Consider the following 19,079-nt stretch of genomic DNA (forward strand, 5'->3'; position numbering starts at 1 on the left):
AACTGTTTATTGTATGCATGTGAAATCCCTTTCGAAAGAAATTCCATTTTCCTTCGAATGAAAATTTAGTTTCTTTCGGAAGGAATTACTTTTTCTTCCGAAAGGAATAAAACATAGATTTGGAGAACTTTTTTAGTCCTTCTCTACCGCATAAGCTTTCTTCTTATCAACGATATCGATCATCTTATGTTTAGCCATGAAACGGGCATGTTCGATGAAAATCTTCTGAATATCCGGATTCTGTCCCAGACCTTCCATAAATACGCTTACCTCGTAGCCTTTCTTTTCCAGTTCCTCTTTCCAATCACCGGCGATATCGTTTTTCGCATGGTCTCCAGCGACAAACATAAATGGCATTAACACGACTTTCTTCGTACCATTGGCTTTTACTTGAGCTTCCATCGTATCAAAAGAAGGATAACCTTCAATAGTTCCTACGGAATAATTCTTGAACCCCTTCTCCTTCAACATATAATCCAACATGGCATATTGGGCCGTTGCTGGAGTATAAGTGCCATGACCTACTAATAATGTAGCGCCTTCCTTCGCCCCATTTTTTATGATAGCAGCGATTACTGCCTCATAATCTTCCGGCGTATACAATAGGGGATTGCCGATTCGGATTTCCTTGAAAGAAGACTTCATGGCGGCAACGTCTTTACGTAAGGATTCCATCTCGATACCTTCGATTATATTCGTGGATTGGATCAAGATGTGCGTATAACCATCAGCCTTTAACTTTTCCAAGGCTTCGATCGGGTTTAGTTTCTCTATGCCACGAGCTTTTAAGCGGCGCATTACAATGCGAGAAGTCCATGCCTCACGCAACTCAACATCTTTGAAAGCTTCTTTCGCTTTTTGATTGATCGCGTCGATTGTCAAGGCACGGGTATCATCATGGGTTGTTCCAAAATGTACCATCAATAAAGCGGCCTTATCGCCCGGTTGTAAAGAGGCGAATAAATCGGATGCTACAAAATTCTCGCCATCGTGCGCACGACAAACTAGGCTGATGACCAGCAGGAAGAAAGATAGTAAGTGTTTCCTCATCATATGAATATATTAATAATTAGATTACATATCAATCCCACGGAGACAACGTATTATTCCGTCTCCAACATCTTTTAGATATAGGTGATATTTCTATCCTCTTAATTACTCCTAACCCCGGGAGGAATTAATCATTACTTCGCTTGGCAGGTTTCCTGACTGGCTCGAAAAGCAACCTTCCCATCTTTCTTAAGACAGTGGCATAGCAGAACGCTTTCCTTTTCAAGAGCTTCACAGTAGCGGGCACTGTTCCGGATTCTAACCGGATTCCCTTTTATAGAATTGTCGGTAGACAAACTCTATCACCTAAGCGGTCGCAAATTTATATAAATAATCCCGAAAAGTAACAACATCTTTCAAAGAATCCCTGTTTCAATAGCATCTTTTTTGTTTAACATCAAATAAATAGATATGGAATGGATAACTAATTTACTTCAACATTATCCGGAGCTAGCTATTTTCATAACCTTAGCTCTCGGTTTCTGGATTGGCAAGTTTAAGATAAAGAAGTTCACGCTGGGAACGGTTACCAGCGTATTATTGGTCGGTGTATTGATCGGGCAATTAAAAATCGATATAAGCGGACCGTTAAAGTCCGTCTTTTTCTTGATGTTCCTCTTCGCTGTAGGATATAGTGTTGGGCCACAGTTCTTCCGGGGATTGAAAAAGGAAGGTCTTCCTCAAATGCTTTTCGCCGCCGTCATGTGTGTGTTTTGTTTGATCGCTCCTTTTTTGTTAGCGAAACTTATGGGATATAACGCAGGCGAGGCCGCAGGATTATTGGCGGGCTCCCAGACGATGTCGGCAGTATTAGGAGTTGCCGAAGATACGATCGGACAGATGAATATTAGCGATACGGATAAAAGCGCTATGGTAAATGTAATGCCCGTGGCCTATGCGGTAACTTATATTTTCGGTACGGCAGGATCCGCATGGTTAGTGAGTGATATCGGGCCACGTCTTTTAGGAGGACTCGACTACGTGAAAAAAGCGTGTAAAGAGCTAGAGGCTAAAATGGGAAATAACGACGAGAGCGAGCAACCGGGCTTTATGCCTGCTGCCCGTCCGGTAACTTTCCGGGCCTATAAGATTAGTAATGAATGGTTCAAGGATGGCAAAAGCGTAAAGCAGTTGGAGGTATATTTAGACCAATTGGGACGGCATTTGTTCGTGGAGTGTGTCCGTATTAATAATGTAGTAACCGATGTTAAACCGGATTTGGTTTTACATACCGGAAATGAGGTTGTTCTAAGCGGTCGCCGAGAATTCGTGATCGGAGAGGAGAACTGGATTGGCGACGAGGTCAATGACATTGAATTGCTCGATTTTCCGGCAGAGACGTTACCCGTACTAGTGATCCATAAGGAATACGTGGGGAAAAAGATCTGCTATTTACGCAATCAATCGTTTATGCATGGTGTTAGCATCAAGTCCGTAAGGCGTGCGGGTATCAATATCCCGGTCTTGGCCGCTACGGTGATAGATTCTGGTGATATGCTGGAATTGGTAGGCATGAAATCAGAGGTAAATAAAGCGGCGACGGCTTTGGGATATCCCGATCGCCCAACCAATCAGACCGATTTGATTTTCGTGGGTATCGGTATTTTCTTAGGGGGAATTTTAGGTTCGCTCGCGATTCATTTCGGGGGTGTCCCGATTAGCCTAAGTACGAGTGGAGGTGCTTTGATAGCCGGGCTCGTCTTTGGATGGCTTCGTTCTAAGCATCCGACCTTCGGGCGTATTCCGGAGCCTTCCGTTTGGATATTAAATAATTTGGGGTTGAATATGTTTATCGCCGTAGTCGGTATCACGGCGGGTCCCAGTTTCGTGACCGGATTGAAGGAAGTCGGTATAAGTTTATTTATTATCGGTGCTTTAGCGACATCTATCCCGCTTATCATCGGTATTCTGATGGGACGTTACGTTTTTAAGTTCCACCCGGCTATTACTTTAGGTTGTACGGCGGGTTCACGTACGACAACTGCCGCATTAGGAGCGGTGGAAGATGCCGTAGGAAGTGAGACTCCAGCCTTAGGCTATACCGTTACCTATGCGGTGGGTAATACTTTATTAATCATCTGGGGTGTCGTTATTGTGCTAATCATGTAATATATATAATGTATGGACAAGAAGAAAATACATGTCACGAGAGAATATGAGAAAAAGATGTCGGAGATTAGCCCTTTCGAGCTAAAGAACATCTTGATAGAGTTAGCGGATGAGAGCGCTCGTAAAAGTACGCACATCATGCTGAACGCAGGAAGGGGAAATCCAAACTGGATCAGTACGGTTCCACGGGAGGCATTCTTCCTATTAGGGCAGTTCGCCTTGGAGGAATGCCTGCAGGAAACCGAATTGGCAGATGAGATGGCCGGAGCCGCAGGGGTTCCCAACCGCAAAAGGATCGCGTCTCGCTTCGTACAGTTTCTAAAGAAACATGCGCAATCTCCCGGCGCTACTTTATTGAAGGGTACCTATGAATATCTGGTCACGGAAAAAGGTGTAGATGAGAATGAGCTTGTATATGAATGGGCGGAAGGCGTCATTGGTGATCAATATCCGGTTCCCGATCGTATCTTGAAATATACAGAAATGCTCGTGCGGGATTATTTAGACCAAGAATTATGTGATAACCAGCCCCCTGAGGGAATATTCGACCTTTTCGCTACCGAGGGCGGAACTGCCGCCATGTGTTATATCTTCGATACCTTGCAGCAGAATTTCTTGTTGAATAAGGGAGATAAGATCGTTCTCTTCGCTCCGGTATTCACTCCTTATATAGAGATTCCGGAACAGGCTCGTTATCTTTTTAATGTCATAGAGATAAAAGCCTTGAAGATGACAAAAGACGGCTATCACACGTGGCAATATCAAGAAAAAGATTTAGATGTCCTGAAAGATCCTAGCGTGAAAGCTGCTTTCATAACAAACCCGAGCAACCCGCCTTCATACGGATTGACAAAAGCATTGATGAATAGGATCGTTGAGATCGTACGGAACGACAATCCCAACCTCATGATTATTACGGATGATGTGTATGCGACATTTATTCCGCATTTTCGCTCGATGATGGCCGAATTACCAAAGAATACGTTATGTGTCTACTCTTTCTCCAAATATTTCGGGGCAACCGGATGGAGATTGGCGGTAATCGCTTTACATCAAGATAATATTTACGACCGGATGATCCGTGAATTGCCAAGAGATAAACAGGAGCTTCTAAAAAAACGATATAGCAGTCTATCCTTACATCCCGAGGATATCCGCTTTATTGATCGTATGGTAGCCGATAGCCGTCAAGTAGCCTTGAATCATACGGCCGGTCTTTCCTTGCCACAGCAAACACAAATGTCTCTGTTTGCGTCTTTCGCTCTATTAGATGCGGAAAATACCTATAAGAAAAGGATGCAGGATATGATCCACGAGCGTTTACACACATTGTGGGAAAGCACCGGATTCACCTTATTAGACGACCCTTTGCGTGCGGGATATTATAGTGAGATCGATATGCTTGTCTGGGCTAAGAAATTCTATGGGGATGATTTCGTGGAATATCTAAAAAAGAATTACGAACCTCTGGATGTCGTTTTCCGTCTGGCACAGGAAACTTCCTTGGTTTTACTGAACGGAGGAGGTTTTGATGCTCCCGAGTGGTCTATCCGCGCATCTTTAGCCAACCTTAAACGGGAAGATTATGTCCGGATCGGAGAGGGTATCGCATCTATTTTGCATAGTTATGCCCAAAGATGGAAAGAAAGTCTCGATAAGTAGAAAAAACAGCTCCAAGGCTTGAACAAAACGGGCTAATGGTACGTTTTATTAATAAACGTGCGATTAGCCCGTTTTTCTAAGTTATCCGGGAGATTATAAATAACCTCTATAACCTCATAGAAATTATCGAACAAATTGTATTTCATTATATTATATATTTGTTGATAATAAAAACAAAGACTCATTGGCAGATGTCTTATTTATTACATTTTAGCTGGTTATAGATAAATATATTTGCGAAAAGGCTTACAATAAAAAACGAATATGAATATGGTGTACGACATTGACATGCTTAGAAATTTCTATGCGAATTTCCCCAGAAGAGTGGACACAGCCCGCGAACGTATCGGTGGTCGCCCGATGACCTTGGCCGAGAAAATCTTATATGCGCATCTATACGATGAAAGCTCGACTCGCCTTTTCAAAAGAGGTGAGGATTATGTGAATTTCCGTCCCGACCGTGTGGCTATGCAAGATGCCACCGCTCAGATGGCGCTTTTACAATTCATGAACGCCGGAAAAGAAAAATCCGCAGTACCGGCTACCGTGCATTGCGACCATTTGATCCAAGCGAATATGGGAGCCAAGACGGATATCGATACGGCTACCAAAAGCAATAGCGAGGTCTATGATTTCTTGAAATCGGTCTCCGATAAATATGGAATCGGTTTTTGGAAACCCGGAGCAGGCATTATCCATCAAGTGGTATTGGAAAATTATGCGTTTCCCGGCGGTATGATGGTAGGAACTGATTCACATACCCCGAATGCCGGAGGACTTGGAATGGTCGCTATCGGAGTAGGAGGAGCCGACGCCGTGGATGTCATGACCGGAATGGAATGGGAACTGAAGATGCCGAAACTAATTGGTGTTAAGTTAACTGGTAATTTGAATGGTTGGGCCTCGCCGAAGGACGTGATTCTTAAGCTAGCGGGCATCTTAACCGTAAAAGGTGGAACGAACGCTATCATCGAATATTTTGGTCCGGGCACCGCCTCAATCTCAGCGACCGGAAAAGCTACGATCTGTAATATGGGTGCCGAGGTAGGAGCGACGACTTCCTTATTTCCATTCGATAATACAATGGCTCAATATCTTCGTGCCACGGGACGTGACGAGGTAGCGAGCTGGGCCGAAGCTATCGGTGAATATCTGGAAGCGGATATGGACGTTCGTGCCGAGCCAGATAAGTTTTACGATCGTGTAATCGTTATTAACCTTTCCGAATTGGAGCCGCATATCAACGGTCCGTTCACGCCGGATGCAGCTACGCCTATCTCGGAGTTTGCCGCAAAAGTAAAAGCGAATGGCTATCCCCGAAAGATGGAGGTCGGATTAATCGGTTCCTGTACCAACTCTTCTTATCAAGATCTAAGCCGTGCGGCATCCATTGCTCGCCAAGCTTATGAGGATAAAATACCGGTAGCGGCACCCTTGATCATCAACCCGGGTTCCGAGCAAATCCGTTATACGGCGGAAAGAGATGGTATTATCGGTGATTTTGAACGGATTGGCGCAACCATTATGGCGAATGCCTGTGGTCCTTGTATCGGACAATGGAAACGTCATACGGATGATAATACCCGTAAGAATTCGATCGTTACTTCATTCAATCGTAACTTCGCTAAACGTGCGGACGGTAATCCGAATACACATGCTTTTGTCGCTTCTCCGGAACTGACACTGGCCTTGACCATCGCAGGTGATCTATGTTTCAATCCTTTGACCGATACATTGAAGACAGAGGATGGTAAGGTTGTGAAACTGAAAGAACCGAAAGGCACGGATTTTCCGCCGAAAGGTTTCGAGGTAAAGGATAACGGCTATCTGGCACCTACGGGTAAGAACGTAGTGGTGAACATCGATCCGGAATCCAACCGCCTACAAGCATTAAAGCCTTTCGCTCCTTGGAATGGAGAGGATTTCACGGATATGCCCCTTCTTATCAAGGCTGAAGGTAAATGTACGACGGATCATATCTCGATGGCCGGTCCATGGTTACGTTTCCGTGGGCATTTGGAAAATATATCGGATAATATGTTGATGGGAGCCGTAAACGCTTTCAACGGGAAGACAAACTCTGTATTGAATCAACTGAACAATGAATATGAAGCAGTTTCTGCCGTAGCGAAACAATACAAGGCAAATGGTATTTCCTCGATCGTCGTAGCGGAAGAAAACTATGGTGAAGGCTCTTCCCGGGAACATGCAGCCATGGAGCCTCGCTTCCTAAATGTAAAAGTGATCCTAGCCAAGAGTTTCGCCCGTATCCACGAGACAAACTTGAAGAAACAAGGAATGTTAGCACTGACTTTCGCCAATAAGGAGGATTACAGCAAGATCCGCGAGAATGACCATATCTCGATCATCGGATTGAAAGATTTTCAGCCGGGCAAACCGTTGACGGCCGTTCTTCTTCATGCGGATGGTACGCAAGAATCATTCCCGGTTAACCATACGTATAATGATTTACAAATTAAATGGTTCAAGGCGGGTTCCGCTTTAAATACAGCTCACTAAGACAAACAAAAAATCTTGATATCATGAGTAAGATAACAAAGAAAGGTAATCATATTTTCGTTCCGGATCACGTGACAATCCCTTATATTGAAGGAGATGGCGTGGGGCATGAGATCACTCCCGTTAGCCAAAAGATAGTAAACGCTGCCATCAAGCAAGCTTACAACGGAACCCGTTCCATCGAATGGAAAGAGGTCTTAGCCGGCGAAAAGGCGTTTAAGCAAACCGGAAGTTGGCTTCCCGATGAGACTATGGAAGCGTTCCGTGAATACATCGTCGGTATTAAGGGACCGCTGACGACTCCAATTGGTGGAGGTATCCGTTCATTAAATGTGGCCCTCCGTCAGACGTTGGATTTATATGTTTGTCTCCGTCCGGTTCGTTGGTTCAAAGGAGTCGTATCTCCGGTAAAGGAGCCGCAGAAAGTGAATATGTATATCTTCCGTGAGAATACGGAAGATATCTATGCCGGAATCGAATGGCAACAAGGGACTCCGGAGGCACAAAAGTTATTGAAGTTCCTCACCGAGGAAATGGGAGTGAAGAAAATACGTTTCCCGGAAACTTCCTCTTTCGGCATCAAGCCGGTTTCTGTGGAAGGTACGGAGCGTCTGGTGCGTGCCGCTATCGAATACGCGATATTGCATCAGTTACCGAGCGTGACTTTGGTACACAAAGGTAACATCATGAAATTCACGGAAGGTGGTTTCAAACTATGGGGATACGCTTTAGCGGAACGGGAGTTTGCGGATCTCACTTTCACATGGCCTCAATATGAGAAGATCAAGAAAGAGCAAGGCGAGGAAGCGGCCAATACCGCCTTAGTGGAAGCTTCAAAGGCCGGTAAAATCATTATCAAGGATGTCATAGCCGATGCTTTCTTGCAAAACACTCTATTAATTCCGGAAGAATATTCCGTGATCGCTACCTTGAACCTGAACGGCGATTATATCTCCGATCAATTAGCGGCGATGGTAGGTGGCATTGGCATTGCTCCCGGTGCTAATATCAACTATAACAGTGGTCATGCGATCTTCGAGGCAACACATGGAACCGCTCCGAATATTGCGGGAAAGAATCTCGTAAACCCCTCTTCCTTATTATTATCATCCGTGATGATGCTGGAATATATGGGATGGAGTGATGCGGCTAACCTGATTACATCCGCTATGGAGCAAGCTTTCTCCGCTGGAGAGGCCACTCATGACTTGGCTCGTTTTATGCCGAACGGCAAATCTCTCGGCACCAAAGAATTTGGTGATCGTATCATCTCTATTATCGAAACAATTAAATTAGTATAGTCATGTTGAAGAAAGAATATTTAATTTACAAATTGTCCGAGGCTGCCAAAGAGGCTTGCAAGATCGACAACGAACTTTTCCCGATGTATAATGTGAAACGTGGCCTTCGTAACGAGGATGGTAGTGGCGTGTTAGTAGGATTGACCCAAGTCGGTAATGTAGTAGGATACGAACGCTTGCCAGAGGGCGGTCTTAAAGCGATCCCCGGTAAGTTATTCTATAGAGGTTACGACGTAGAGGATTTAGCGCGTGATTTCATCAAGGAAAAACGGTTCGGTTTTGAGGAAGTGGCTTATTTATTACTTTCTGGTAAACTCCCCGATAAAGAGGAATTATCAGCCTTTAAAGAACTGTTGAACGATAATATGCCCTTGGAGCAAAAGACCAAGATGAATATTCTGGATCTGGAAGGACAGAACATCATGAATATATTGGCTCGTAGCGTATTGGAGATGTATACCTTCGACGCAAACCCGGACGACACCTCCCGAGATAACTTAATGCGCCAATCTATTGAATTGATCTCTAAGTTCCCGACGATTATCGCTTATGCCTACAATATTTATCGTCATAGCACACAGGGGCGTTCTTTACACATCCGTCATCCGCACGAGAACTTATCGATCGCAGAAAATTTCCTTCACATGCTGAAACGTGATTTCACGGATCTGGACGCACGTACGTTGGATTTGCTCTTGGTATTGCAAGCAGAACATGGTGGTGGTAATAACTCTACGTTCACGGTACGCGTCACTAGTTCTACGGGAACGGATACGTACTCATCTATCGCAGCTGGTATCGGCTCATTGAAAGGCCCGTTGCACGGAGGCGCCAATATTCAGGTAGTAGATATGTTCCATCATTTGAAAGAGAATATCGCGGATTGGAAGAACGTGGACGAGATCGATACTTATTTCATGCGGATGCTTAACAAAGAGGCTTATAACAAGACAGGCTTGATCTATGGTATCGGCCATGCGGTCTATACGATTTCCGATCCCCGTGCGGTTGTATTAAAGGAACTGGCTCGTGATCTGGCAAAAGAGAAAGGTCGCTTTGAGGAATTCGCCTTCCTTGAGTTATTAGAGGAAAGAGCGATCGAATGTTTCGCCAAGCATAAAGGAACTAAGAAACGGGTTTCCTCGAACGTGGACTTCTATTCCGGATTCGTTTATGAGATGATCGGTTTGCCACAGGAAATCTATACGCCTTTATTCGCCATGGCCCGAATCGTGGGTTGGACCGCTCACCGTATCGAGGAGTTGAACTTTGACGGAAAACGCATCATCCGTCCGGCTTACAAGAACGTTTTGGACGATAGGGAATATATCTCAATCAACGAGCGATAACACTAAAAAAATCATAGTTATGTTTTCTTTCATTCATAGTTATAAGTTGAAGGATTCATAACTATGATTTTTTAACATGCTCAAGCTTATAATAATAAGCCTACATAAAACCCTTAAAATGTAAATTTCTCAAGTTTCATCGCACCTAATCCTTGCAATTTAGGAACCAACGTTACGAAATGCTCAGCTTTTTCGTGAGCTGATAAGGATTCAGCGTCTTTCCACGTCTCACAAATCATCAATACATCACTACGAGTAGCGCTCTCGAAAATATCATAAGCAATACAGCCATTGTCTTTCAAAGACTTTTCAACCAATTCTTTCGCAGTCTCCAATGCGGCGGGACGATTCTCCTCACTTACTTGAATAAATACATTTAGTCTAATCATACTCATAATTGTTTTAAGAATGTTACATACTTGATCAAAAGTACAGCACAAATATAGAAATAAACCCGTATATTTGTCATTCGAAACGTATAATTAACAGCATGAAGGAATCTGTTCGTATTCTTCGTTTCGCCATTGTAGGTTCTTCTAACGCTTTGATCACCGCATTGGTAATCTGGATATTAATGGATATTCTGGATTGTAATTACTTGTGGTCGAACATGGCTGGATATGTGGCTGCCTTGGTGAATAACTTCTTTTGGAGTAAATACTGGGTATTTTCTTCCGGGAAAGGTAATTTCTGGAAGGAGATTCCTTTATTCCTAATCGCTTTTGGTTGCGCTTACGCTACTCAATTCATATTCTTGCTTTTAATGGTGGAGGTGATCGATCTAAATGAATATCTGGGTCAGTTCCTTGGACTTTTCGTTTACGGAGCCGTTAATTTTATGATGAATAAGAGGCTTACTTTTAAGAGCTAGAATCCGATAAATCGTATCAAAGGAAGTGGTATAGTACGCCAGTAGTGGTGAAGGTCAATGCGACTATTCGCATAAGCCTTCACCACTACTGGTGTTGACCATCGGGACTAGTCGCGTGAGCCATCGAGACTAATCGTGCTGAATCGCTAACGGGTAAGGCTCGTAAACTGCTTCCCGAGTCTGTAAAGATAGAAAGCTAGATGCGTAAAAGCGAATACGAATGAGATAATCAATAAGACTTTACTTTCGCCCCATCCCACGGTTTGCTGGTGCCAAAGCCCCGTAATCACGCAAAGCACGGATAGGGTAATACCGATCATATCCAATGTGGTCTGTCCCGAGCGATGTTTCTGCATATGTTCCAGTTTGCTGTGTTTGATGCCATAGCAGACATATATATCCAGACCGATTAACATCCATAATACCAAACGAATCCATGTATCAGCCGGGAGAAAAAGCATCATCACCAGACAAGTTATGATACCGGCGATAGGCACGAACGGAACCAACGGGGTTTTGAAAGACCGGGGAGCGTCCGGCATTGTCTTACGGACAATCAATACCCCGGCGCAAACTAGCGTAAAAGCGAACAAAGTCCCGATACTACACATCTCGCCCGCTACGCTCGCCGGAACGAAAGCTGCCAATGCACCGACCAATAACATAAACAGGAAATTACTTCGTGCCGGCGTGCGGAATTTCTCATGGATATGAGAAAATAGGGGAGGGAGCAGCCCATCCCGGCTCATACTCAAGAATACACGGCTCTGTCCTAATAACGTTACCATGATAACCGAGCAATACCCCAGTAAAATAGCTATTACGATCGCCCGGTTCATCCAAGGGTAATCCGGACGAATCACACCAGAAGCATCCATTTGCCCCATATGATCGATAGCTATTGCCACAGGAGCGATTCCATTCTGGCCAGCAAACGCTGAGTAATGTACGACTCCGGTCATCACGTGGGCAAACAACATATATAATATAGTACAAACCACTAATGACATCAAGATCCCGATCGGCATATTCCGTTTCGGGTTCTTGGTTTCCTGCGCCGCCGTACTTACAGCGTCGAAACCGAGGAAAGCAAAGAATACAATAGCCGCCCCTCGTAGGATACCGGAGAAACCGAACTCGCCTAGGGTCCCCGTATTAGCGGGTATATAAGGCGTATAATTCTCCATACGGATATATTTCCATCCCAAGACTACGAACACCAATACTACGGAGACTTTCAAGAATACGATAATCCCATTGAAGATAGAACTGCCTTCCGTCCCTCGTATCAACAAAATACTCATTAACACCACGATCAAAAAAGCCGGAATATTTACGATACCGCCATCCCAAGGGCAAGCCGTCAAAGCTTGCGGTAAATGCATTCCGACTCCTTCCAGAAAAACGACCAAATACCGACTCCAACTTATGCTAACGGTCGTAGCGGCCACGCAATACTCGAGCACCAAATCCCAACCGATAATCCAAGCGACCAACTCACCCATCGTGGCATACGAATAGGTATATGCGCTACCTGCCACCGGGATCATGGATGCGAACTCGGCGTAACATAACCCGGCGAAACAACAGCCTAAGGCGGCGATAGCGAAAGATAAAGTAATGGCAGGCCCCGTATACCCGGCGGCCACCGCACCCGTAATGGAGAACAATCCGGCACCGATAATAACACCGACACCTAAGGCGATCAAACTCCACGGGCCAAGGATACGCTTCAGCGATTTACTGCCCGAATCATTTGCCTCGGTCATCAAATCCGCTAAAGGCTTCTTAATAAATAAACCCATCTGTATAGATTAAAAAATTAGTAATTGGGCGCAAAGGTAGGAATTTTTATTATGTTTGCCGAAAAGTAAAAGCAAGGACAGAAACAAACAAGAAAATAAATAGACAACTAAATAATGAAACAATTGATAGCCTGTTGCGGATTAGATTGCGAAAGTTGCGATGCCCGCATAGCCACAGTTAAGAATGATAATGAGCTAAGAGAAAAAACCGCCCAAAAGTGGAGTGCCATGAACAATGCGCCCGAAATTACAGCCGCAACTATAAACTGTATGGGGTGTCGTACGGACGGAGTGAAATTTGCGTATTGCAGTGATTATTGTGAAATACGCAAATGTGTATCCGGAAAAGGCTTTAATACATGTGGCGATTGTGATGAATTGGATAGTTGCCAGATAGTCGGTGCGGTCCTTCAGCATGCTCCCGACACAAGAGAAAATCTAATGTAGAAGCAAAAAAGATGAACCTCTAACATATCCGATCCTAATTCCGTATTGGCAGCCGTTCCCAAAGCCATTCAGGGATCAGTCTCCAGAGAAAGACAAGGATAGCGTATCTCCAATCGATGATCGCCCTTCTCTTTTTCCGGTCTATAGCGTTAGCGATACGCAAGGCGGCGTATTGGGGAGACATCAGCATAGGATAATTCCTGCCGTCTTTCAATAAATCCGTACGGACAAATCCCGGACGGATATCCGTAAATGTAATAGGCTGTTTCTCCATACGGGAAAGTTGGGCTAAAGCGTCTATATAAATATTTTGGTATCGTTTGGTAGCCGAGTAGGAGGGAGCGACACCTAATCCTTTGGTTCCGGCAATAGAGCTGATTACAGATATATGCCCGCCACCTTGACTGGAAAAATAACGATAGGCCGCTAGTACCATACGTGTAAAGCCTGTCACATTCGTCTGTATCGTAGCTTGTTCAATGGAAGTATCTAAGTATTTATTCTGGTTGCCGATCCCTGAACTAAGCAGGAAGATGTCCATTCCTCCCAAATCACGGATTAATTCGTCTAAACGATCAGCGGCATCCTCGGCGGTCACGTCCAACTGCTTTATCTGGATATGCTCCGGATCTTGCTTACGAAACTCCTCCAACCGATCAACCCGACGACCAGCCAATCCCAGTTGATATCCTCGTTTCCAATAAATCTTAGCAACCTCATAGCCGATACCGGAGGTAGCGCCGATAATGATAATTCGTTTGACCATAATACTTAATACAATAAATTAACAATAAAGATAAACAAAATTCTCATACTAAGCTCTATCTTTGTCACCCATCTTTTAAATTTAACACATAAATCCATGAACAACGCAACAACACAGTCACATATCGTGTGGCTCGATGTAATACGAACCGTAGCTATGCTGATGGTTATCGGAGTACATTGTATAGATCCTTTTTATATCTCACCTACACTCGGAAGTTTACCGGAATATAAACATTGGGCCGCTGTTTACGGCTCTCTTTTACGGCCCTCCGTTCCTCTTTTCGTTATGATGACGGGACTTTTACTATTGCCTATACGGGAACAATCTTTAGGTGTTTTCTATAAAAAGAGAATATATAGGGTATTATTTCCTTTTTTGATATGGTCTGTATTATACAATATATTCCCTTGGGTTACAGGGCTATTAGGTTTGCCGAAAGAGATAATCGGTGAGTTTTTCTGCTATGTGCAAGGAAATGAGTCACAATCCTTATCCGACGCATTGAAAGACATCGCCATGATCCCGTTCAATTTCAGTTTTAAGGAAAACCATATGTGGTATATTTATTTACTCATCGGATTGTATCTGTATATGCCATTCTTCTCCGCATGGATCGAGAAGGCGGATCGTTCCAAAGAGAGGGTCTATTTAGGGATATGGTTCGTATCTCTTTTCTTGCCTTATATGTCTGCCTATATCAGCAAATATTTATACGGGGAAGCGACGTGGAATCAATTCGGCATGTTTTATTATTTCGCAGGATTCAACGGATATCTCCTATTAGGACATTACTTAAAACAAGGTAATAATTGGAATATTTGGAAAACCTTCGCTATTTGCGCAGCCATGTTTGTGGTTGGTTATGCCATAACCTATTGTGGATTCAGTTCGGCCGCAGCGAATCCCGAGGCAACAGAATTGGATATGGAGTTATTTTTCACCTTCTGTAGTCCGAATGTAGTCTTAATGACGGCAGCTGTATTTATTCTTCTTCAAAAGGTACGTATTCATAATACTCTCATAGCTAAAAAACTATCGAAAATATCCAAATATGGTTTCGGAATCTATATCGTACATTATTTTGTCGTAGGTCCGATCTTTATCTTGATCGGGAAGTTTGATTTACCGATACCTTTGCAAGTACCCATAATGGCACTTTTGATTTTCATAATCTCATGGGCGTTTACTTGGTTCATGTACCGTATATTAGGTGAACGAGCTAAATGGATCATGGGATGAAACTCTTTCGTATACTGCAACCCGCCTTGCCGTGTTACTGCACGCCTATTGTAGTAACACGGCTAAAATACCATAAAACTCCTTGCAATCCCCATCTGTTTGGTTATATTTGCTACAATTTATAAACTTGATAAAATAAAACGCTATGTCAGTAAAATCTTATATCGAATCCAATAAGGATCGTTTTCTTGAGGAATTGTTCTCTTTAATCCGCATTCCGTCAATCAGCGCCAAGCATGAGAATAAGCCGGACATGTTGACATGTGCCCAGCGTTGGACTGAGGTGCTGTTGTCTTCTGGTGCGGATAAGGCCGAGGTAATGCCTACGAAAGGCAATCCTGTCGTATACGCCGAGAAAATGGTATCTCCCAATGCTCCGACCGTATTGGTTTACGCTCATTACGACGTGATGCCCGCCGAACCTTTGGAATTGTGGAAGAGTGAACCTTTCGAGCCGGTGATCCGGGACGGACGCATTTGGGCCCGTGGAGCAGACGATGATAAGGGACAGGGTATGATTCAAGTAAAAGGTTTTGAGACAGCGATTAAAGAAGGCTTGTTACAGTGTAACGTGAAGTTTATTTTCGAAGGAGAGGAGGAGATAGGTTCTCCTAGCTTGGAAGATTTTTGCCGGGAACATAAAGAATTATTGAAAGCGGATGTAATCCTCGTTTCCGATACAAGCATGGTCAGCGCTGAAACACCGTCGCTCACGACAGGCTTACGTGGTTTGGCTTACTGGGAAATAGAAGTAACCGGACCGAACCGCGATTTGCATTCCGGTCATTTTGGCGGAGCCGTAGCGAATCCGATCAATGTACTTTGCAAATTGATGGCAGATATCACCGACGTGGATGGACGCATCACGATCCCGGGTTTTTATGACGACGTGGAGGATGTATCTCCCGCAGAACGGGAGATGATCGCCCAAATCCCATTCGACGAGGAAAAATATAAGAAAGCGATCGGGGTAGACGCTCTTTTCGGAGAGAAAGGCTATTCTACGCTAGAACGTAATAGTTGTCGGCCTTCTTTCGATATCTGTGGTATTTGGGGCGGATATACGGGGGAAGGAAGCAAAACTGTATTGCCTTCAAAGGCTTATGCCAAGGTTTCCACTCGTTTGGTTCCACACCAAGATCATGCCAAGATCTCCCAAATGTTTGAGGAGTATATAGCTCGTGTGACCCCACCTTATGTTAAAGTGAAAGTTACGCCCAGCCATGGCGGGCAAGGATATGTTTGTCCGATAGACTTGCCAGCTTATCAAGCGGCAGAAAAGGCTGTTGGCATCGCATTCGGGAAGAAACCGTTGGCGGTTCGTCGCGGAGGTAGCATTCCTATTATCTCTACATTCGAGCAGGTATTAGGTATCAAGACCGTACTGATGGGATTCGGCTTGGAGCAAAACGCGATCCATTCGCCCAACGAGAGTCAGGAGTTGGATATCTTCTTCAAGGGAATCGAGTCGGTAGCGGAATTCTACCGTTTATATAAATAAGAAGGAAGAAGATGAGTATATTAATAAAGAATGTCCTGTTTAACGATAGGACGATTGATATCTATATCGAAGGAAAAGAGATCAAGCAAATAGGAGAGGGCTTGTCTTTTCCTGCCGATAAGATACTGGATGGTAGCCGTAAAGCCGTCATTCCCGGTTTCGTGAACGCTCATACACATGCTGCCATGACTTTGTTCCGCGGCTTCGGCGATGATATGCCGCTTATGCCATGGCTTGAGCAAAAGATCTGGCCGAATGAGGCGAAAATGACCCGTGAGGATGTATATTGGGGAGCGAAATTAGCGTGCTTGGAAATGATAAAAAGTGGCACGACCACTTTCTTCGACATGTATCAACGCCCTCGTGTCACGGCCGATGTGACGGAGGAGATGGGATTGCGAGGTATCATAGCCGGCGTTTGCTTCGATGGTTTTGATAAAGAAGAGGCGGAGAAATGCAAACGCCATAACGAGCGACTGATCCAAGATGTGGATAACTACAGCAAACGGGTTCGCTTCTCGATCGGGCCGCACGCCATCTATACCGTTTCCGGTGAGCTTCTGAAATGGGCGCATCGGTTCGCTATGGAACATCAAATCCCGATCCATCTGCATCTAGCAGAGACAGAGGGGGAAGTGAAAGACTCTCTCGATAGATTCGGACTCACTCCTGTACGTTATTTATATAAGTTAGGTGTGCTTTCTCCACGTTTGATTATCGCTCACGGAATTTACATCGATGATGACGAGCTTCGCATGTTGGCCGATCACGAGGTGAAAGTCGTACATAACCCGGCCTCAAACATGAAACTGGCTTCCGGTATTCATTTTAAGTTTAAGGAAATGCGCCAATTGGGTATTACCGTGGGATTGGGAACGGACGGTTGTTCCTCTTCCAATAACTTGGATATGATCGAGGCGATGAAGCTGGCTTCCCTGTTAGGAAAAGCTTGGCGAAAGGATCCCGAAGCCTTGACCGCAAATGAGATGCTGCAAGCCGCTACTGCGGAAGGAGCCGCTATGTTCGGTTTAAAAGCCGGGCAGATCAAGGAAGGGTATTTAGCCGATCTATGTTTGATAGATCTCAACACCCCCGCTTTTACCCCGAACTTCAATTTCGTCTCAAATCTTGTATACGCCGCCAACGGCAGTTGCGTGGATACCGTTATCTGTGATGGTAAAATATTGATGGAGAATAAGAAGGTACCGGGAGAGGACGAGATTATGGAGAAAGCGACAGAGATAGCTTATAACTTGATGAAACGTTAAATTGATTAAATATGGAAATGATTAAAACCGAACAATATCGGGAAGCGGCCGCCTATTTAGCTAGCCGGATCGAAGGTAACCCGGAGACCGCCATTATCCTTGGTAGTGGCTTAGGCTCTTTAGCCGATCAAATAACAGATCCTATAGTGATACCTTATGCGGAGATCCCACATTTTATGAAATCTACCGCTACCGGGCATAAGGGGAATTTTATTTGTGGCAAACTAGGGGATAAGCAAGTCTTGGCTATGCAAGGCCGTTTTCATTACTATGAGGGCTACACAATGCAACAGGTCACTTTTCCCGTACGTGTAATGAAGCTCTTAGGAATCAAGAACCTTTTGGTCTCGAACGCCGCCGGAGGTATCAATAATACGTTCAAGGTAGGTGATCTGATGATCATCCGGGATCATATCAATATGATGCCGAACCCGCTGATCGGTCCGAACAATGAGGATTTCGGCACTCGTTTCCCGGATATGACCCGTGCTTATGATCGTGAATTTATCCGCTATGTGGAAGAAATAGCCGCCTCCCGATCTATCCCGTTAAAGAAAGGTGTATATGTAGGTTTGACAGGCCCTTCCTTCGAGACTCCTTCCGAGTACGCTTTCTATGGAAAAGTCGGGGGAGATGCGATCGGCATGAGTACGGTACCGGAAGTAATCGTGGCACGTCATGCGGGCTTGCGTGTATTCGGTATGTCTGTCATCACGAACGAAGGTTATCACTTCGCTGACGACTTTGTAAATGATGGTGCCGATGTTATCGTAGCGGCTAATAAAGCAGCATCTGTTATGACACAACTATTTACGGAATTGGTCAAAAAAATCCAATAAAAAAGTAACGCAAAGGCTTGGTGGTTTCAATGAAATCACTACCTTTGCACTCGCAATCGAGAACAAAGCGGTTGTATATGCGGAAGTAGCTCAGTTGGTAGAGCATAACCTTGCCAAGGTTAGGGTCGCGGGTTCGAGTCCCGTCTTCCGCTCTTTCTCGTATTGATTGCCCAGGTGGCGGAATTGGTAGACGCGCTCGTTTCAGGTGCGAGTGGTTTTGCGATCGTGCAGGTTCGAGTCCTGTTCTGGGCACCCTTCCTAAAATGCGCAGGTGGTGGAATTGGTAGACACGCTACTTTGAGGGGGTAGTGCCGGTTACGGCGTGTGAGTTCAAGTCTCATCCTGCGTA

The 19,079-nt window shown here is 44.6% G+C and carries 15 protein-coding genes, 3 tRNA genes and 1 riboswitch; of the genes, 14 read left to right on the forward strand and 4 right to left on the reverse strand.

Annotation, left to right across the window (positions count from 1 at the left end):
- Window positions 1-132: 132 nt before the first annotated feature.
- Entirely contained in the window at window positions 133-1,050 is a 918-nt protein-coding gene (locus DWY79_RS11615; RefSeq protein ID WP_122369367.1) for a sirohydrochlorin cobaltochelatase, read from the reverse strand.
- 127 nt (window positions 1,051-1,177) lie between these two features.
- A riboswitch (cobalamin riboswitch) is annotated at window positions 1,178-1,375 on the reverse strand.
- An 86-nt stretch (window positions 1,376-1,461) separates the two neighbouring features.
- Between DWY79_RS11615 and aspT the strand changes: the two genes are divergently transcribed.
- From aspT to DWY79_RS11640, 5 genes are all read left to right on the forward strand, one after another.
- Entirely contained in the window at window positions 1,462-3,159 is a 1,698-nt protein-coding gene (gene aspT / locus DWY79_RS11620; RefSeq protein WP_122369368.1) for an aspartate-alanine antiporter, read from the forward strand.
- A gap of 12 nt (window positions 3,160-3,171) precedes the next feature.
- Window positions 3,172-4,821: a bifunctional aspartate transaminase/aspartate 4-decarboxylase gene (locus DWY79_RS11625; RefSeq protein WP_122369369.1), complete on the forward strand. Its 1,650-nt coding sequence runs from the start codon at window positions 3,172-3,174 to the stop codon at window positions 4,819-4,821.
- A gap of 270 nt (window positions 4,822-5,091) precedes the next feature.
- Entirely contained in the window at window positions 5,092-7,341 is a 2,250-nt protein-coding gene (locus DWY79_RS11630) for an aconitate hydratase (RefSeq protein ID WP_057326310.1), read from the forward strand.
- Window positions 7,342-7,364: 23 nt separating this feature from the next.
- Window positions 7,365-8,642, forward strand: a complete 1,278-nt coding sequence (icd, locus tag DWY79_RS11635) for an NADP-dependent isocitrate dehydrogenase (RefSeq protein ID WP_005856984.1) — start codon at window positions 7,365-7,367, stop codon at window positions 8,640-8,642.
- A 5-nt stretch (window positions 8,643-8,647) separates the two neighbouring features.
- Window positions 8,648-9,991, forward strand: a complete 1,344-nt coding sequence (locus tag DWY79_RS11640; RefSeq protein ID WP_122369379.1) for a citrate/2-methylcitrate synthase — start codon at window positions 8,648-8,650, stop codon at window positions 9,989-9,991.
- Window positions 9,992-10,104: 113 nt separating this feature from the next.
- On the opposite strand, the gene DWY79_RS11645 is transcribed toward DWY79_RS11640, so the two are convergent.
- A complete protein-coding gene (locus DWY79_RS11645; RefSeq protein WP_057326245.1) occupies window positions 10,105-10,380 on the reverse strand; it encodes a putative quinol monooxygenase in 276 nt (91 codons plus the stop codon).
- A gap of 101 nt (window positions 10,381-10,481) precedes the next feature.
- On the opposite strand from DWY79_RS11645, the gene DWY79_RS11650 reads away from it, so the two are divergent.
- A complete protein-coding gene (locus DWY79_RS11650) occupies window positions 10,482-10,862 on the forward strand; it encodes a GtrA family protein (protein ID WP_005856979.1) in 381 nt (126 codons plus the stop codon).
- Between the two features lie 146 nt (window positions 10,863-11,008).
- Here DWY79_RS11650 and DWY79_RS11655 read toward each other — a convergent pair whose 3' ends face one another.
- Window positions 11,009-12,667: an amino acid permease gene (locus DWY79_RS11655; protein ID WP_057326246.1), complete on the reverse strand. Its 1,659-nt coding sequence runs from the start codon at window positions 12,665-12,667 to the stop codon at window positions 11,009-11,011.
- Window positions 12,668-12,781: 114 nt separating this feature from the next.
- Here DWY79_RS11655 and DWY79_RS11660 point away from each other — a divergent pair, with 114 nt between their 5' ends.
- Entirely contained in the window at window positions 12,782-13,114 is a 333-nt protein-coding gene (locus DWY79_RS11660) for a DUF3795 domain-containing protein (RefSeq protein WP_048927295.1), read from the forward strand.
- A gap of 34 nt (window positions 13,115-13,148) precedes the next feature.
- On the opposite strand, the gene DWY79_RS11665 is transcribed toward DWY79_RS11660, so the two are convergent.
- Window positions 13,149-13,880 carry an SDR family oxidoreductase gene (locus tag DWY79_RS11665; RefSeq protein ID WP_057326247.1) on the reverse strand — a complete coding sequence of 244 codons (732 nt, stop codon included), beginning with the start codon at window positions 13,878-13,880 and terminating at the stop codon, window positions 13,149-13,151.
- A 96-nt stretch (window positions 13,881-13,976) separates the two neighbouring features.
- On the opposite strand from DWY79_RS11665, the gene DWY79_RS11670 reads away from it, so the two are divergent.
- The 7 genes from DWY79_RS11670 to DWY79_RS11700 all read left to right on the forward strand — a co-directional run bounded on the left by DWY79_RS11670 (window position 13,977) and on the right by DWY79_RS11700 (window position 19,079).
- A complete protein-coding gene (locus DWY79_RS11670; protein WP_008772162.1) occupies window positions 13,977-15,122 on the forward strand; it encodes an acyltransferase in 1,146 nt (381 codons plus the stop codon).
- 145 nt (window positions 15,123-15,267) lie between these two features.
- The gene (locus DWY79_RS11675; RefSeq protein ID WP_009017450.1) at window positions 15,268-16,623 is read left to right on the forward strand and encodes a dipeptidase; all 1,356 of its coding nucleotides are present in this window, start codon (window positions 15,268-15,270) and stop codon (window positions 16,621-16,623) included.
- 11 nt (window positions 16,624-16,634) lie between these two features.
- The gene (locus DWY79_RS11680) at window positions 16,635-17,891 is read left to right on the forward strand and encodes an amidohydrolase (protein WP_008772160.1); all 1,257 of its coding nucleotides are present in this window, start codon (window positions 16,635-16,637) and stop codon (window positions 17,889-17,891) included.
- A gap of 11 nt (window positions 17,892-17,902) precedes the next feature.
- A complete protein-coding gene (locus tag DWY79_RS11685) occupies window positions 17,903-18,730 on the forward strand; it encodes a purine nucleoside phosphorylase I, inosine and guanosine-specific (protein WP_005862304.1) in 828 nt (275 codons plus the stop codon).
- Window positions 18,731-18,809: 79 nt separating this feature from the next.
- A tRNA-Gly gene (locus DWY79_RS11690) sits at window positions 18,810-18,882 on the forward strand.
- A gap of 16 nt (window positions 18,883-18,898) precedes the next feature.
- Window positions 18,899-18,982, forward strand: a tRNA-Leu gene (locus DWY79_RS11695).
- Window positions 18,983-18,995: 13 nt separating this feature from the next.
- Window positions 18,996-19,079, forward strand: a tRNA-Leu gene (locus DWY79_RS11700).

Source organism: Parabacteroides sp. AF27-14 (genome assembly GCF_003635425.1).
Lineage (GTDB): Bacteria > Bacteroidota > Bacteroidia > Bacteroidales > Tannerellaceae > Parabacteroides > Parabacteroides distasonis.

Excerpts from the sequence above, each read along its gene's own strand:
- DWY79_RS11615 (WP_122369367.1), bottom strand. The coding sequence starts at position 1,050 with ATGAGGAAACACTTACTATCTTTCTTCCTGCTGGTCATCAGCCTAGTT.
- aspT (WP_122369368.1), top strand. The coding sequence starts at position 1,462 with ATGGAATGGATAACTAATTTACTTCAACATTATCCGGAGCTAGCTATT.
- DWY79_RS11625 (WP_122369369.1), top strand. The coding sequence starts at position 3,172 with ATGGACAAGAAGAAAATACATGTCACGAGAGAATATGAGAAAAAGATG.
- DWY79_RS11630 (WP_057326310.1), top strand. The coding sequence starts at position 5,092 with ATGGTGTACGACATTGACATGCTTAGAAATTTCTATGCGAATTTCCCC.
- icd (WP_005856984.1), top strand. The coding sequence starts at position 7,365 with ATGAGTAAGATAACAAAGAAAGGTAATCATATTTTCGTTCCGGATCAC.
- DWY79_RS11645 (WP_057326245.1), bottom strand. The coding sequence starts at position 10,380 with ATGATTAGACTAAATGTATTTATTCAAGTAAGTGAGGAGAATCGTCCC.
- DWY79_RS11650 (WP_005856979.1), top strand. The coding sequence starts at position 10,482 with ATGAAGGAATCTGTTCGTATTCTTCGTTTCGCCATTGTAGGTTCTTCT.
- DWY79_RS11655 (WP_057326246.1), bottom strand. The coding sequence starts at position 12,667 with ATGGGTTTATTTATTAAGAAGCCTTTAGCGGATTTGATGACCGAGGCA.
- DWY79_RS11660 (WP_048927295.1), top strand. The coding sequence starts at position 12,782 with ATGAAACAATTGATAGCCTGTTGCGGATTAGATTGCGAAAGTTGCGAT.
- DWY79_RS11665 (WP_057326247.1), bottom strand. The coding sequence starts at position 13,880 with ATGGTCAAACGAATTATCATTATCGGCGCTACCTCCGGTATCGGCTAT.
- DWY79_RS11670 (WP_008772162.1), top strand. The coding sequence starts at position 13,977 with ATGAACAACGCAACAACACAGTCACATATCGTGTGGCTCGATGTAATA.
- DWY79_RS11675 (WP_009017450.1), top strand. The coding sequence starts at position 15,268 with ATGTCAGTAAAATCTTATATCGAATCCAATAAGGATCGTTTTCTTGAG.
- DWY79_RS11680 (WP_008772160.1), top strand. The coding sequence starts at position 16,635 with ATGAGTATATTAATAAAGAATGTCCTGTTTAACGATAGGACGATTGAT.
- DWY79_RS11685 (WP_005862304.1), top strand. The coding sequence starts at position 17,903 with ATGGAAATGATTAAAACCGAACAATATCGGGAAGCGGCCGCCTATTTA.